16 protein-coding genes are annotated in these 14,328 nt (G+C 69.4%); 8 read left to right on the top strand and 8 right to left on the bottom strand.

Annotation, left to right across the window (positions count from 1 at the left end):
• From B3D50_RS12600 to B3D50_RS12580, 5 genes are all read left to right on the top strand, one after another.
• Positions 1-765, top strand: a complete 765-nt coding sequence (locus tag B3D50_RS12600; RefSeq protein ID WP_286951624.1) for an electron transfer flavoprotein subunit beta/FixA family protein — start codon at positions 1-3, stop codon at positions 763-765.
• Positions 765-1,694: an electron transfer flavoprotein subunit alpha/FixB family protein gene (locus B3D50_RS12595; protein ID WP_003166275.1), complete on the top strand. Its 930-nt coding sequence runs from the start codon at positions 765-767 to the stop codon at positions 1,692-1,694. Before B3D50_RS12600 ends, B3D50_RS12595 begins: the two co-directional genes overlap by 1 nt.
• A 277-nt stretch (positions 1,695-1,971) precedes the next feature.
• Positions 1,972-2,253 carry a DUF167 domain-containing protein gene (locus B3D50_RS12590; RefSeq protein WP_286951622.1) on the top strand — a complete coding sequence of 94 codons (282 nt, stop codon included), beginning with the start codon at positions 1,972-1,974 and terminating at the stop codon, positions 2,251-2,253.
• A gap of 115 nt (positions 2,254-2,368) precedes the next feature.
• Positions 2,369-3,865, top strand: coding sequence for an amidohydrolase (locus B3D50_RS12585; protein WP_286951621.1), 1,497 nt, complete (start codon positions 2,369-2,371; stop codon positions 3,863-3,865).
• 3 nt (positions 3,866-3,868) lie between these two features.
• Positions 3,869-5,212: an amidohydrolase family protein gene (locus B3D50_RS12580; protein ID WP_286951620.1), complete on the top strand. Its 1,344-nt coding sequence runs from the start codon at positions 3,869-3,871 to the stop codon at positions 5,210-5,212.
• Between the two features lie 231 nt (positions 5,213-5,443).
• Here B3D50_RS12580 and B3D50_RS12575 read toward each other — a convergent pair whose 3' ends face one another.
• Both B3D50_RS12575 and B3D50_RS12570 read right to left on the bottom strand, forming a co-directional pair.
• Entirely contained in the window at positions 5,444-6,229 is a 786-nt protein-coding gene (locus B3D50_RS12575) for an SDR family oxidoreductase (protein WP_286951618.1), read from the bottom strand.
• On the bottom strand, positions 6,226-6,522 hold the full coding sequence (locus B3D50_RS12570) for a 4a-hydroxytetrahydrobiopterin dehydratase (RefSeq protein WP_040346303.1): 297 nt from the start codon (positions 6,520-6,522) through the stop codon (positions 6,226-6,228). The genes B3D50_RS12575 and B3D50_RS12570 overlap by 4 nt, the downstream gene beginning before the upstream one ends.
• A 124-nt stretch (positions 6,523-6,646) precedes the next feature.
• Between B3D50_RS12570 and B3D50_RS12565 the strand changes: the two genes are divergently transcribed.
• The 3 genes from B3D50_RS12565 to B3D50_RS12555 are packed head-to-tail and all read left to right on the top strand — an operon-like array spanning position 6,647 to position 9,524.
• Positions 6,647-7,432 (top strand): class I SAM-dependent methyltransferase, encoded by a 786-nt coding sequence (locus B3D50_RS12565; protein ID WP_286951617.1) that lies wholly within the window; start codon positions 6,647-6,649, stop codon positions 7,430-7,432.
• The gene (ubiB, locus tag B3D50_RS12560) at positions 7,420-9,003 is read left to right on the top strand and encodes a 2-polyprenylphenol 6-hydroxylase (protein WP_286951615.1); all 1,584 of its coding nucleotides are present in this window, start codon (positions 7,420-7,422) and stop codon (positions 9,001-9,003) included. The genes B3D50_RS12565 and ubiB overlap by 13 nt, the downstream gene beginning before the upstream one ends.
• Before the next feature lie 23 nt (positions 9,004-9,026).
• Positions 9,027-9,524, top strand: a complete 498-nt coding sequence (locus B3D50_RS12555) for a hypothetical protein (RefSeq protein ID WP_286951613.1) — start codon at positions 9,027-9,029, stop codon at positions 9,522-9,524.
• Here B3D50_RS12555 and arfB read toward each other — a convergent pair whose 3' ends face one another.
• The 6 genes from arfB to B3D50_RS12525 all read right to left on the bottom strand — a co-directional run bounded on the left by arfB (position 9,525) and on the right by B3D50_RS12525 (position 14,268).
• Positions 9,525-9,926, bottom strand: coding sequence for an alternative ribosome rescue aminoacyl-tRNA hydrolase ArfB (arfB, locus tag B3D50_RS12550; RefSeq protein WP_286951611.1), 402 nt, complete (start codon positions 9,924-9,926; stop codon positions 9,525-9,527).
• Positions 9,923-10,381 carry a YaiI/YqxD family protein gene (locus tag B3D50_RS12545; RefSeq protein ID WP_286951609.1) on the bottom strand — a complete coding sequence of 153 codons (459 nt, stop codon included), beginning with the start codon at positions 10,379-10,381 and terminating at the stop codon, positions 9,923-9,925. The genes arfB and B3D50_RS12545 overlap by 4 nt, the downstream gene beginning before the upstream one ends.
• Positions 10,382-10,510: 129 nt before the next feature.
• Positions 10,511-12,451, bottom strand: a complete 1,941-nt coding sequence (gene thrS / locus B3D50_RS12540) for a threonine--tRNA ligase (protein WP_286951608.1) — start codon at positions 12,449-12,451, stop codon at positions 10,511-10,513.
• Positions 12,448-12,696: a membrane protein insertion efficiency factor YidD gene (gene yidD / locus B3D50_RS12535; RefSeq protein WP_087140330.1), complete on the bottom strand. Its 249-nt coding sequence runs from the start codon at positions 12,694-12,696 to the stop codon at positions 12,448-12,450. The genes thrS and yidD overlap by 4 nt, the downstream gene beginning before the upstream one ends.
• Before the next feature lie 80 nt (positions 12,697-12,776).
• The gene (locus B3D50_RS12530) at positions 12,777-13,247 is read right to left on the bottom strand and encodes an iron-sulfur cluster assembly scaffold protein (protein ID WP_286951605.1); all 471 of its coding nucleotides are present in this window, start codon (positions 13,245-13,247) and stop codon (positions 12,777-12,779) included.
• Between the two features lie 208 nt (positions 13,248-13,455).
• Entirely contained in the window at positions 13,456-14,268 is an 813-nt protein-coding gene (locus tag B3D50_RS12525; RefSeq protein ID WP_286951603.1) for a tetratricopeptide repeat protein, read from the bottom strand.
• Positions 14,269-14,328 lie beyond the last annotated feature (60 nt).

Here is a 14,328-nt window from a genome sequence, read left to right as displayed (position 1 = left end):
ATGAAGGTACTCGTCCCGGTGAAACGGGTGATCGACAGCAACGTCAAGGCTCGCGTGAAGGCGGACCAGACCGGCGTCGACCTGGCCAACGTCAAGATGAGCATGAACCCCTTCGACGAAATCGCCGTCGAAGAGGCCGTGCGTCTGAAGGAAGGCAAGGAACACCATGCCGCGGGCACGGCGACCGAGATCGTCGTCGTCTCCATCGGCGTGACCCAGGCGCAGGAAACCATCCGCACGGCCCTGGCCATGGGCGCCGACCGCGGCGTCCTGGTGCAGTCGGACACGGACCTGGAGCCGCTGGCCGTCGCCAAGGTGCTGAAGGCCGTGGTGGACGAAGAGAAGCCGGACCTGGTGCTGCTGGGCAAGCAGTCGATCGACGGCGACAACAACGCCGTGGGCCAGATGCTGGCCGCCCTGCTGGACTGGCCGCAGGCCACCTTCGCCGGCAAGCTGGTCATCGAAGGCGGCAAGGCGGTCGTCACCCGTGAAGTCGACGGCGGTCTGCAGACAGTCTCTGCCGAACTGCCGGCCGTGGTCTCGGTCGACCTGCGCCTGAACACGCCGCGCTATGCGTCGCTGCCCAACATCATGAAGGCCAAGAAGAAGGAGATCGCCGTCAAGGCGGTCGCCGACTACGGCGTCGATACGGCTGACCGCCTCAAGGTGCTGAAGGTGACGGAGCCGCCGAAGCGTTCGGCGGGCGTCAAGGTCGCCGATGCGGCCGAACTGGTTTCCAAGCTCAAAGACGCAGGGGTTCTGTAATGGCCGTTCTCGTCATCGCCGACCACGACGGCTCGGTTGTTCGCGACACCACCCACAAGACCGTGACGGCCGCCCTGGCCCTGTCGTCGGACGTGGACGTTCTGGTGCTAGGCAAGGGCGCGCAAGGCGTGGCTGACGCCGCCGCCAAGATCGCGGGCGTGCGCAAGGTGCTGCTGGCCGAAGGCGACGCCGTCGCCCACGGTCTTGCCGAGGCCGTCGAGGCCACCGTCCTGCCGCTGGCCGGGAACTACGACGCCATCCTGACCCCGGCCAACACCGACGGCAAGAACTTCGCCCCGCGCATCGCCGCCAAGCTGGACACGGCGCCGATCTCGGACATCGTCGAGGTCGTCTCGGCCGACACCTTCGTGCGTCCGATCTACGCCGGCAACGCGCTGGAGACGGTCCAGTCGGCCGACGCCAAGAAGGTCATCACCGTGCGCCCGACGGCTTTCGCCGCCGCCGCTGAAGGCGGTTCGGCCTCGGTCGAGAGCGTCGCCGCCGGCGAAGCGCCCAAGACCGCCTTCGTCTCCGAGGAAATGGTCAAGTCGGACCGTCCTGAACTGGGCGCCGCCAAGATCGTCGTCTCGGGCGGCCGCGCCCTGGGCTCGGCCGAAGAGTTCCACGCCGTCATGGACCCCCTGGCCGACAAGCTGGGCGCCGCCGTCGGCGCCTCGCGCGCGGCGGTCGATGCGGGTTACGCCCCCAACGACTATCAGGTCGGTCAGACCGGCAAGGTCGTGGCGCCGGCTCTCTACATCGCCATCGGCATCTCGGGCGCCATCCAGCACCTGGCCGGGATGAAGGACTCCAAGGTGATCGTCGCCATCAACAAGGACGCCGACGCCCCGATCTTCCAGGTCGCCGACTACGGCTGGGTCGCCGACTACAAGACCGCCGTGCCGGAACTGATGGCCGCCCTGGGCTGATCGGTTCTCACGCTGAGTTGGAAGCGCGCCGGATGGGAAACCGTCCGGCGCGTTTTCTTTTTGGCGCGCCTTATCTTTCGTCATCCTCCGGCGACCCTCGCGAAAGCGGGGGGAGACCGGGGGACCCAGCGGCGCCAAAGGCGATCTTTACTGCAGGCGTGGCGCGTGGAGTTTCGCCCTCCGGGCGCCGCTGGGTTCCCCGGTCTGCGCCGCTGCGCGGCTTGCCGGAGAATGACGAAAATTTGGACCTTTCCTCTCCTTGGGCCAAACACCTCCCATGACCGCCCGTCTCGCCATCAAGTTGACCCCGCGCGCCTCGGCCGACCGCATCGACGGCTGGGATGTCGACCTGGACGGCCGTCCGGTGCTGAAGGTCCGCGTCCGCGCCCAGCCGGTGGAGGGCGAGGCCAACGCCGCCCTGACCGCCTTCCTCGCCAAGGCCCTGGGCGTGCCCAAGCGCGATGTGGCGCTGGCGCGCGGCGGCCAGTCGCGGCTGAAGATGATCGAGGTCGACGGCCTGACCGACGCGGAGGTCCGCGCCCGCCTGCCTGCGGATTGAGCGCGTGGCTGACTTTGCCGCGAGCGGCGCTTTTAGAGCTTTACCCTGACGGAAACTGGCGATTGTATACGCGCCATTGTCTGCCCGCAGTTCGCGGGCGCGAGGGGGCTCGCCCATGTTGTTCAGTCGCCTGCGGGGTCCAAGCCTCGCTGCTCTCACCTGCGCGCTCGGCGCGCTCAGCCTGTCGGCCTGCGCCACGACCGGCGACGCCGCGCCCAAGACCGAGACGGCTTCCGCCGCGTCGTCCTCCAAGGACCGCACGATGGCGCCGGGTCTGGACGGCTGGGCCAACACTGACCCCTATCCCTCGACCTATCGCGGCCTGCCGCGCCAGAACATGGCCATCGTCGGCGCGACGGTGCTGACCGGCGCGGGTCAGAAGATCGAGGGCGGCGTCGTCGTCGTCACGGACGGCCGCATCGCCGCCGTCGGCGGCGCGGACACCCCGGTCCCGGCGGGCCATCAGGTGGTCGATGCGCGCGGCCGCTTCGTCACGCCGGGCATCATCGACATCCACAGCCACCTGGGCGTCTATCCCTCGCCGGGCGTCATGGGCATGAGCGACGGCAACGAAGCCACCAACCCCAACACCGCCCAGGTCTGGTCCGAACACTCGATCTGGCCGCAGGATCCCGGCTTCAACACCGCCCGCGCGGGCGGGGTGACGACGATGCAGATCCTGCCCGGCTCGGCCAATCTGTTCGGCGGCCGAGGCGTGACCCTGCGCAACGTCCCCTCGGTGACGATGCAGGGGATGAAGTTCCCGAACGCCCCCTACGGCCTGAAGATGGCCTGCGGCGAGAACCCGTCGCGGGTCTACGGTTCGCGCAACCAGTCGCCGGCCACCGGCATGGGCAATGTCGCGGGCTATCGCGCCGGCTTCATCGCCGCGCGCGACTACAAGGCCAAGTGGGACAAGTGGCGCGAGGACGGTCAGGGCACGCCCCCGACCCGCAACCTGCAGCTCGAGACCCTGGCGGGCGTTCTGGACGGCTCGATCCTGATTCAGAACCACTGCTACCGCGCCGACGAAATGGCGGTCATGCTCGATGTGGCCAAGGAGTTCGGCTACAAGATCACCACCTTCCACCACGCGGTCGAGGCCTACAAGATCGCGCCGCTGCTGGCCCGTGAAGGCGTCTGCGCCGCCATGTGGACCGGCTGGTGGGGATTCAAGATGGAGGCCCTGGACGGCATCGAGGAGAACGCCGCCCTGACCGACGCGCCCGAGGGCTCGTGCGCCGTCATCCACTCGGACGACGCCGAACTGATCCAGCGCCTGAACCAGGAAGCCGCCGCCGCCCTGTCGGCCGGCCGCCGCGCGGGGATGAACATTTCCGAAGAGCACGCCATCAGCTGGATCACGCTGAATGCGGCCAGGTCCATCGGCATCGACAAGGAAACCGGCTCTCTGGAGAGCGGCAAGCGCGCCGACGTGGTGATCTGGAGCGCCGATCCCTTCTCGATCTACGCCCGCGCCGACCAGGTCTTCATCGACGGCGGCCTGGCCTTCGATCGCCAGAACCCCGCCTTCCAGCCCGTGTCCGATTTCGAACTGGGCCAGCCCGGCTTCGGCCAGTCCGCCGCCGGCGTCGCCCAGGGAGCTCGCTGAACCATGCGTATCAAAACTCTCCTCGCGGGCGCTGTTGCGGCCCTCGCCCTGACCGGCCCCGCCCTGGCGCAGGACGTCGCCATCACCGGCGGCCGGGTGCTGACCGGAACCTCGGTGATCGAGAACGGCACGGTGGTCATCCGTAACGGCAAGGTCGTTTCGGTCGGAACCGGCGGCGCGCCGGCCGGTCTGCGGGTCATCGACGCGCGCGGCAAGATCGTCACGCCGGGCTTCGTCGCCGTGGATTCCGGCCTGGCCGGGACCGAGGTCGGCTCGGTGCGCGGGACCAACGACCTGGCCAATCGCGCCAACACCCTGACCGCGGCCTTCGACCTGTCCTATGGCCTGGACCCTTGGTCCTTCACCCTGCCGGTGGCCCGTCTGGGCGGCGTCACCCGCGCCGTCGTCACGCCGCAGCACGGCGGCTCGGGCGGCGGGCACAGCCATGACGATTCCGATTTCGCCGGCGCGGGTCACGGCGGCTTCCAGTCGCCGGGCCTGTTCGCCGGCCAGGCGGCGGTCATCAAGCTGGGCGGCGCCGACATCCTGGTGAAGCCGCGCGTGGCCATGGTCGCGCCCTTCGGCGAGGCCGGGGCGACGGTGGCGGGCGGCGCCCGCGGCGCCGAGTTCGTCCTGTTCAAGGAGACCCTGGCCGAGGTGCGAGCCTACGCCCGGAACAAGGCGGCCTATGAGCGGGCCGACATGCGCGCTCTGTCGCTGTCTCGCGCCGATATGGAGGCCCTGATCCCGGTGGCGAACGGGGCCATGTCGCTGATCGTCACCGTCAACCGCGCCTCGGACATCCAGCAGGTGCTGCGTCTGGCGCGCGAGGAAGGCGTCAAGGTCATCCTGGACGGCGCCGCCGAGGGCTGGCTGGTGGCCGATGAGATCGCGGCGGCCAAGGTTCCGGTCATCCTGCACCCGACCACCAACCTGCCCTCGAACTTCGAGATGCGGGCGGCGCGGATGCAGAATGCGGCGGCCTTGAACGCGGCGGGCGTGGTCATCGCCATCAAGGGCAACGAGGGTTCGGCCCACCGCGCTCGCGACATCCGCTACAACGCGGGCAACGCCGTGTCGCACGGCCTGCCGTTCGCGGCGGCCATCCAGGCGATCACGGTCAATCCGGCCCGCATCTTCGGCTTCGACGGCCAGTTCGGCGAGCTGAAGGCCGGGGCGGCGGGCGATGTCGTGGTCTGGTCCGGCGATCCGCTGGAGCCGCTGAGCCAGCCCTCGGCCGTGCTGATCGACGGGGTGGAGCAGCCGTTGCAGGCCCGCAACCTGCTGCTGCGCGACCGCTACCGCACCGGCGGCGAAGGCGCCATGCCGCCTGCTTACGGGAACTGAGGCTCAGGCCTGAAGACGGAAGGGCGCTGCGGGAGACCGCAGCGCCCTTTTTCTTTTCTATCCTGAAGCCCTCCCCCTCGATGGGGGAGGGTTGGGTGGGGGTGAGGGCGGGGCGTTTCCGATGTGGCGAATGAGACGCGCCGCAGTGTCTCGTGTGCCTGTTCGGCGCTGTTGCGCGCGCACCCCCATCCCCGACCCTTCCCCCATCGAGGGGGAAGGGGGCAGGCCGCGTTACTGCGCCGTCATGCCGCCGTCGATCTTGAACTCGGCGCCGGTCACGAACTTGGACTCGTCCGACGCCAGATACAGCACGCAATAGGCCACGTCGTCCGGCTCGCCGATGCGCTTCAGCGGAATGCCGCGCGCCAGCTTCTCGTGCGCGTTCGCCTCGTCTCCGCCCGCCATGGCGATGAAGGGGTCGAGGATCGGCGTCTTGATGAAGACCGGGTGCACCGAGTTGGCGCGCACGTTCCACCCCGCCTTGGCCGCCTCCAGCGCCACCGTCTTGGTGTAGAGCCAGACCGCCGCCTTGGTGGCGTTATAGGCGCCCATGCCCGGCGCCGCCGCCAGTCCCGCGATCGAGGAGATGTTGACGATCGACCCCGCGCCCGAGGCCCTGAGCGGCGCCATGGCGTGCTTGCAGCCCAGCATGACGGATTCCAGGTTGACCGCCTGGACCTTGCGCCAGTTCTCCAGCGTGTCCTGCTCGGCCCACAAAAGCTGGCCGCCGATCCCGGCGTTGTTCACCAGGATGCTGAGCCCGTCCATGTCCTCGACCGCCGCGCCGACGACGCGGACCCAGTCGTCCTCGCGCGTGACGTCGTGCTCATAGGCGAAGGCCATGCCGGGATGGTCGGCGTTGATCGTCTCGGCCAGGGCCCGCGCGCCGTTCAGGTCCAGGTCGCTGAGCGCCACTGTAGCGCCCTCGCGGACCAGCATCCGCGCCATCGCCTGGCCCAGACCCCCGGCGGCGCCGGTGATCAGGGCCGTCTTGCCCGCGACGCGGCCGCCGGTCACTCGACCAGGCCCTTGACCGCCGCGTCGATGAAGCGGGCCATCGCCACGTCGCGCTCCGTCACCCCGTCCGCGTCATGGGTGGTCAGCAGCACCTCGACGCGGTTGTAGACGTTGGACCACTCCGGATGATGGTCGACCTTGTCGGCCAGCAGGGCGACGCGGGTCATGAAGCCGAAGGCGGCGTTGAAATCGGCGAAGCGCAGGGTACGCGCGATGGCCGGGCGCGGATCGTCGGCGCGGCGCCAGTCGGGCAGGCCCGCCAGAACTTCGGTCACGTCGAGGGCGGCGGTCATGGGCGTCTCCTTATGCTTTCGTCAGGCGTATCGCGCGCCCCGAGGCGCGACAAGCCGCCAGCCTGCGTCAGATGCGACGCTTCCCCGGATGACGGCGGCGACGGGAGGCGTTACACCCCCATCCATGACCCAGGCCGATCCCTCCTCCGACGCTTCCGGCAAGACCTCCTCCTTCGGCTTCCGCGACGTGGACGCCAAGGAAAAGGTGCAGATGGTGCGCGGCGTGTTCGATTCCGTCGCCTCCAACTACGACCTGATGAACGACCTGATGAGCGCGGGCGTCCACCGCATCTGGAAGGATGCGACGGCGGCCAAGCTGAACGTCCGGCCGGGCGAGGTGGTGCTGGACATGGCCGGGGGCACCGGCGACATGGCCCGCCGCTATTCCAGGATGGCCCGCGCGGCCCAGGACCGGCGCGGCGGCGAGGACGCCACCGTCATCGTCATGGACTACAACGCCGAGATGATCCTGAACGGCGTGGCCAAGGGCGGCGAGCCGGAGATGGCCTGGGGCGTCGGCGACGCCATGCACCTGCCGCTGCCGGACGCCTGCCTGGACGCCTATTCGATCAGCTTCGGCATCCGCAACGTGGCCGACATTTCGCAGGCCCTGCGCGAGGCGCGCCGCGCGCTGAAGCCGGGCGGCCGCTTCATCTGCCTGGAGTTCTCGCGGCCCACGACCGGCGCGTTGAGGAAGGCCTATGACGCCTGGTCCTTCCACGCCATTCCGCGCATCGGCCAACTGGTCGCCAAGGACCGCGACAGCTACCAGTATCTGGTCGAGAGCATCCGCCGCTTCCCCGATCAGCAGACCTTCAAGCGGATGATCGAGGAGGCGGGCTTCAGCCGCGTCAGCGTCACCAATCTGTCGGGCGGGATCGCCGCCATCCACCACGGGTGGGCGATCTGAGCCGGCTGACCTTCAACGCCCCGCCGCCGACGCCGCAGGCCCAGCCGGTCCGCCATCCGGTCGGCGCGGCCCTGCGCATGATCCGCTGGGGCTGGGTGCTGGCGCGCCACGACGCCCTGATCCCGCGCGAGGCCAACCCCCTGCTGCCCGCCTGGGGGCGTCCGTTCGCCCGCCTGGTCCAGATGTTCGCCAGCCGCAGGCACCGCGCGGGGCGACCCGGTCAGCGCGTCGGCCAGGCCTTCGAGCATCTCGGCCCGGTCGCCATCAAGCTGGGCCAGGTGCTGGCGACCCGCGCCGACATCTTCGGCCTGCAGTTCGCCCAGGATCTGGGGCGTCTGAAGGACAAGCTGCCGCCCTTCCCGCTGGAAGAGGCCAAGCGCGAGATCGAACGCTCGCTGGGCCGCCCGGCCGAGAGCCTGTTCATCGATCTGACCGAACCGATGGGCGCCGCCTCTCTGGCTCAGGCGCATCCGGCCCGGCTGGCGGACGGGCGCAAGGTGGCGGTCAAGGTGCTGCGCCCCGGCGTCGAGCGCCGCGTGGCCCAGGGGCTGGACGCCATGCGCCTGGGGGCAAAGCTGGTCGACCGCTTCGTCGAGCCGGCGCGTCGGCTGGAGCCGCGCGCCTTCGTCGAGATCATCGCCCAGTCGCTGCAACTTGAACTGGACATGCGGCTGGAGGCGGCGGCCGCCTCCGAACTGGCCGAGGTCATGGCCAAGGACGGCTATATGTCCGCCCCCGCCGTCGTCTGGGACGGGGTGGGCAAGCGGGTGCTGACGCTGGAATGGGCGCCCGGCCTGCCGATGACCGACCCGGCCCTGGTCGACCTGCCCGGTCTCGACAAGGACGCCCTGGCCGACAAGGTGGTGCGCGCCTTCCTGGTTCAGGCGCTGGACCACGGCGTCTTCCACGCCGATCTGCACGAGGGCAATCTGTTCGCCGACGCCCCTGCGCAGCTGACGGCCATCGACTTCGGCATCGTCGGGCGGCTGGGCCCGGCCGAGCGACGCTACCTGGCCGAGATCCTGTGGGGCTTCATCAGCCGCGACTACGACCGCATCAGCCGCGTCCATTTCGAGGCGGGATACGTGCCGCCGCACCATTCGGTCGACACCTTCGCCCAGGCCCTGCGCGCGGTCGGCGAGCCGGTCATCGGCCGCCAGGCCAGCCAGGTGTCGATGGGCCGCCTGCTGGGCCAGCTGTTCGAGATCACCGCCCTGTTCGACATGCATATGCGCCCTGAACTGGTGCTGCTGCAGAAGACCATGGTCTCGGTCGAGGGGGTGGCGCGCCGCCTGAACCCCGATCACGACCTGTGGGAGGCCGCCAAGCCGGTGGTCGAGCGCTGGATCAAGCGCGAACTGGGACCGCAGGCCCAGATTAAGGAAACCGTCGAGGAGGCGATGGCCGCCCTCAAGGCCCTGTCGCGTCTGGTGCAGAACCCGCCGGCGTCTCAGACGTTGGTGATCGACAAGGCCGGAACGCGGCCCTGGGTGGTCGCCGCCGTCACCGTCGCAGTCTGCGCGTCGACGGCCGCCTTGGTGCTGACGCTTTGGCCGATGATCGTCGCCTGACGTTTCTTCGGAGCCTGCGTTTTATGAAGACCTCTTCCTTCGCCGTCGTCCTGTCGGGCGCTCTTCTGCTGGCCGCCCCGGCGCTGGCCCAGACCACCGCTCCGAGCCGGGCGCCGGCCCAGGGCGCGGCTGCGGCGACCCTGCCCGACGCCTTCGAGGGGGATGCGCCCGCCGCTTCGACCCCGCCAGCGTCGCCGCCGGTCGCCGGCCCCGCCGCCCAGGCGCCCGACATCGCCCGCTCTGAAGAGGCCCTGCGCCGGGTCATCGCCGCCTTCCAGACCAATCAGATCGACTATGCGGTGTTCAGCACCGACATGGCCGAGCAGATCCGCGCCCAGTCCGGCGCGGTGGCGCCCCTGATCCAGCAGTTCGGCGCACTGAAGACGATCGAGCATCGCGGCCAGCAGAGCGGCGCCGACATGTTCCGCGTGGTGTTCGAGAAGCAGGCCACCGACTGGGTCATCGCCTTCGACGACCAGGACCAGATCGCCGCTCTGCTGTTCCGCCCGGCCCAGGACTGATCAGTCCAGCGACGGCTTGCCGCGCCCGCTCTTGATCGAGGCGCGGCTGGACTTGGCCTGCAGCCGACGCTCTTTCGATGCGCGCGTCGGCCGGGTCGGCACGCGATAGACCGGCTTGATCGAGGCCTCGGCCACCATGGCCTCCAGCCGTTCGACGGCGTCCGCCCTGTTGCGCTCCTGGGTGCGGAAGCGAACGGCGCTGATGACGATCACCCCGTCCAGCGTCAGGCGGCTGCCCGCCAGCTTCATCAGCCGCGCCTTCACCGGCTCGGTCAGGCTGGGCGAGTTCTTCACGTCGAACCGCATCTGCACGGCGGTCGAGACCTTGTTGACGTTCTGGCCGCCCGGCCCGCCGGCGCGGAAGAAGCGGAACTCCAGCTCATCTTCGGGAATGCGGCTCATGACGCGTCTCTGCGCGCCCGCACCACGGCCGCGTCCAGCGCCTGCAGGAAGCGCGAGCGGTCGGCGGCCGAGAAGGGCGGCGGCCCGCTGGTCGGCACGCCCATGGAGCGCAGATGTTCGCCGATCATCCGCCCGGCCAGGGCCGAGCCGATGGAGTCCGCCGTGAACGGCTGGCCGTTGGACTTCAGCGCCTGGGCGCCCGATTTCAGCACCCGGTCGGCCAACGGAATGTCGGCGGTGATGACGATGTCGCCGCGCCCCGCGCGCTCGGCGATCCAGTCGTCGGCTGCGTCCGGCCCGGCGTCGACGACGACCTGTTCGATCAGCGGCTCGCGCGGCGTGTTGATCCAGGCGTTGGACACCACGAAGACCTTCAGGCCGCAGCGGCGGGCCACGCGATACACCTCCTCCTTCACGGGGCAGGCGTCGGCGTCGATGTAGAGGGTGGCGGCCATGACAGGCTTATGGCCCGAGACGGGCGAGGGGAGAAGGCTGGTTGATGCCAGGCCGCGGTCAGAAGGCTCCGCCTTCTCGACCCGACGCGACCATCTCCTCCCCCACGAAGGGGGAGGAGACAGGCGGTGTCAGGCCACGCCGTCGCGGATGCGCTTCAGATCCGGCGCCAGGGCCTCGTCCGTCAGCATGGCGATGGCTTCCTCGACCGTGACGATGGTCTGGGCCTGGGAGCCGAAGCGGCGGATGGCGACCTTGCCTTCCTCGGCCTCCTTGCGGCCGACCACGGCGATGGCGGGCACCTTGGCGACCGAGTGTTCGCGGATCTTGTAGTTGATCTTTTCGTTGCGCAGGTCGATCTCGGTGCGCAGGCCCGCCGCCCGGAACCTGGCCAGAACCTCTTCGGCGTAACCGTCGGCGTCAGAGGTGATGGTCGCCACCACGGCCTGCGTCGGCGCCAGCCACAGTGGGAAGGCCCCGGCGTAGTTCTCGATCATGATGCCGATGAAGCGTTCGAACGAGCCCAGGATCGCGCGGTGCAGCATGACCGGGCGGTGCTTCTGGCCATCCTCGGCGATGTAGGTCGCATCCAGACGTTCCGGCAGCACATAGTCCAGCTGGATCGTGCCGCAGGTCCATTCGCGGCCGATGGCGTCCTTGACGATGAAGTCCAGCTTGGGCGCGTAGAAGGCGCCGTCCCCCTCGGTGACGACCGGCTCGGTTCCGGCGGCGCGGGCGGCTTCCAGCATCTGGGCCTCGGCCTTGTCCCAGAACTCCTCGGTGCCGGCGCGCAGCTCGGGGCGGGTGCCCAGGCTGATGTATTTGGTCTCCATGCCCAGGTCGGCGTGGACCGAATAGGCCAGCTTGATGAACTCGGCCGTCTCCTCGACGATCTGATCCTCGCGGCAGAAGATGTGGGCGTCGTCCTGGGTGAAGCCGCGCACCCGCATCAGGCCGTGCAGCGAGCCCGACGGCTCATAGCGGTGGCAGGCGCCGAACTCGGCCATGCGCAGCGGCAGTTCGCGATAGGACCGCTGGCCCTGATCGAAGATCTGCACGTGGCCGGGGCAGTTCATCGGTTTGAGGCTGAGCGTCTCGCCCTCGACCGTCTCGCAGACGAACATATTGGCGCGGTACTTGTCCCAGTGGCCCGAGGCCTCCCAGAACTTGCGGTCCAGCACCTGCGGCGTCTTGACCTCGACATAGCCCGCGGCGTCCAGACGGCGGCGCATATAGGCCTCCAGCACGCGCCACAGCACCCAGCCCTTGGGGTGCCAGAAGACCATGCCCCGGCCCTCTTCCTGCATGTGGAAGAGCTCCATGGCGCGGCCCAGCTTGCGGTGGTCGCGCTTCTCGGCCTCCTCGATGCGCAGCAGATAGGCGTCCAGATCCTCCTTGGTCGCCCACGCCGTGCCGTAGATGCGCTGAAGTTGGGCGCGGTTGGAATCGCCGCGCCAATAGGCGCCCGCCAGCTTGGTCAGCTTGAAGGCCTTGCCCACGAACTTGGTCGTCGGGAAGTGCGGCCCGCGGCACAGGTCGGCCCATTCGCCCTGCTTGTAGACGGTGATCGTTTCCGTCTCGGGCAGGTCGCGGATCAGTTCGGCCTTATATTCCTCGCCGATCTTTTCGAAGTGGGCGATGGCTTCGTCGCGGTTCCAGACCTGGCGCTCCAGCGGCGCGCCCCGGTCGATGATCTCGGCCATCTTCTTCTCGATCTTCGGGAAGTCGTCGGTCGAGAAGGGCTCGTCGCGGGCGAAGTCGTAATAGAAGCCGTCCTCGATGGCCGGGCCGATCGTCACCTGGGTGCCGGGGAACAACTCCTGCACCGCCTGCGCCAGCACGTGGGCGGCGTCGTGGCGGATGGTCTCCAGCGCCTCGGGATCGTCGCGCATCAGCAGGCGGAAGTCGCCGTTCCCGTCGATGACGCGGTCCAGGTCGCGCTGTTCGCCGTTCCAGACGACCAGGGCCGCCTTCTTGGCCAGCGAGGGCGAGATGGCGGCGGCCACGTCGCGGCCCGTCGAGCCGGCCGGATACTGACGCACGGCGCCGTCGGGGAATTTCAGTTCGATCATGACGGTCGTTCTTTTTCAGACTTGGCGGGCGGAACGGGATCATAGCCCGAACCGCCGAAGGGATGGCATTTACAGAGGCGCCGCACGGTGAGCCATCCCCCCCGCACCGGACCGTGCCGGATCAGGGCGTCGCGCCCGTAATCCGAACAGGTCGGCATGAACCGGCACTGCTGGCCGATCAGGGGGGACAGCGTCAGCTTATAGCCTCGATGGGCTGCGCGGACGCTGCGTTCGTAGAGAGACATCTGTCCCTTCGCCGGGGGCTCTGTTTCGGGTTCGTCGCGCTTATCCCTCTTCACGGCAGGGGGATCAACCGACGCGCCGTTCAGGCCGCGCCGGCGAGGCGAGTTCGCGTATCGCTGTGGTGTTTTTCCAGCGCCTGCTTGACGGCGTCCAGCGTCGCCTCCAGCGCCACCATGGTCGAGGCGTGGCGGGCGGGATAGTCGGCGACCTGCTGCAGGACGCGTAAGGCTTCGAAGCGGCCCTCAGGGCCTTCGCCGCCGGATTTCAGCATGGCCGACATGGCGTCACGTGCGGCTTCGATCTCCTGCACCGAGGCGCCGAGGACGTTTTCTCCGACCACGCCCGCCGCCGCCTGGCCCAGGGCGCAGGCCTTGACCGTCTGGGCGAAGCCGCCGACGCGGCCGTCGGCGTCCAGCACCACATCGACGATCGCCTTCGACCCGCACAGTTTGGCCACCCGCTCGGCCGAGCCTTCGGGCGCAGGCAGGCGCCCGCTGTGCGGCAGATTGGCCGCCAGCAACAGGATGCGCGCGCTGTAAAGGTCGTCGATCACGGGACGAAGATAGGCCTTCAAGGGCGGAAGGTGAAGAGAGGCGACGCTTCTCCCTCGGTCGCGGGGGCCTTGCTCCACCCCGCCGTCATCCTCGGGTCAAGCCCGAGGATCGAGCGTGGCGGCGCGTGACCTGTCCAATGAGGCGTGGCGGATGGTCCGATCCTCGGGTCAAGCCCGAGGATGACGGCAGTATTTGAGCGGGGTGAACCTATCCACCCTGCAACGACGACCACGTCCGCGCCGTCGGCGACGCCTCGGCGACTGCCGCCGCGCTCTGCCCCGGCTGCATCCGCGCGGCCAGCCAGCGCAGGTTCTGGTCCGCCGCTTCCGGCGGCAGGTCGCGGCGCAGGATGGCTTCGGCCTCGGCGGTCTTGCCCTGCAGCCCCAGCGCCAGGGCCAGGTTCTGGCGCACCTGCAGCCCGGCGCCCGGCTGGGCCGCCGCGCGACGCAGCAGGATTTCGGCTGAGGGCGCATCCCCCTCGCCGATGCGGGCGATGGCGGCGTTGGTCAGGACGTTGGCGTTGTCGGGCGACAGGCGCAGGGCCTCGTTCCACGCGGCCTTGGCGTCGTCGGGGCGGCGCACCTGCTGATAGGCCACGCCCAGCAGCGACAGCGGCCGCCAGTCGCGCGGCGCGGCGGCCTTGGCCTGTTCCAGCGCGGCGATGCCGTAGAAGGCCTGACCGCGCGCGATGTGGGCGCGGCCGACCTCCAGCATGGCCTCGACATTGGCGGGCTGGACGACCAGCACGCCCTGCGCGGTCTCGGCGGCGCGGTCGAACTGGCCCAGTTCGCGCAGGGCCTGCGCCAGCTTGACCCCAGCGACCGGGTCCATCGGATTGAGCTGCTGCTCCTGCGTCCAGAAGACCGAGCGGCTGAGGGCGTCGGCCCGGTCGTAGCCCGCGCGCGTCGCGGCGTCGGCAGGGGCGCGCGCTGCGGGCGCGGTCTGGCCCAGGGCCGGGGCGGCGGCGAGGGCCAGAAGCGTCAGGCTGACGGTTGCGGCGAGGGCGGCGTTGCGCGACATGGAAGGGGTCCGTGGCGGTTCTGCCCCTAGGGTCGCGCCGACGGGTCAAGGTTTGGTTAA

Origin of the sequence: Brevundimonas sp. UBA7507, assembly GCF_002478355.1 — a bacterium.
Taxonomy (GTDB): Bacteria; Pseudomonadota; Alphaproteobacteria; order Caulobacterales; family Caulobacteraceae; genus Brevundimonas; species Brevundimonas diminuta_D.
This window is presented reverse-complemented; position numbering and strand designations above follow the sequence as displayed.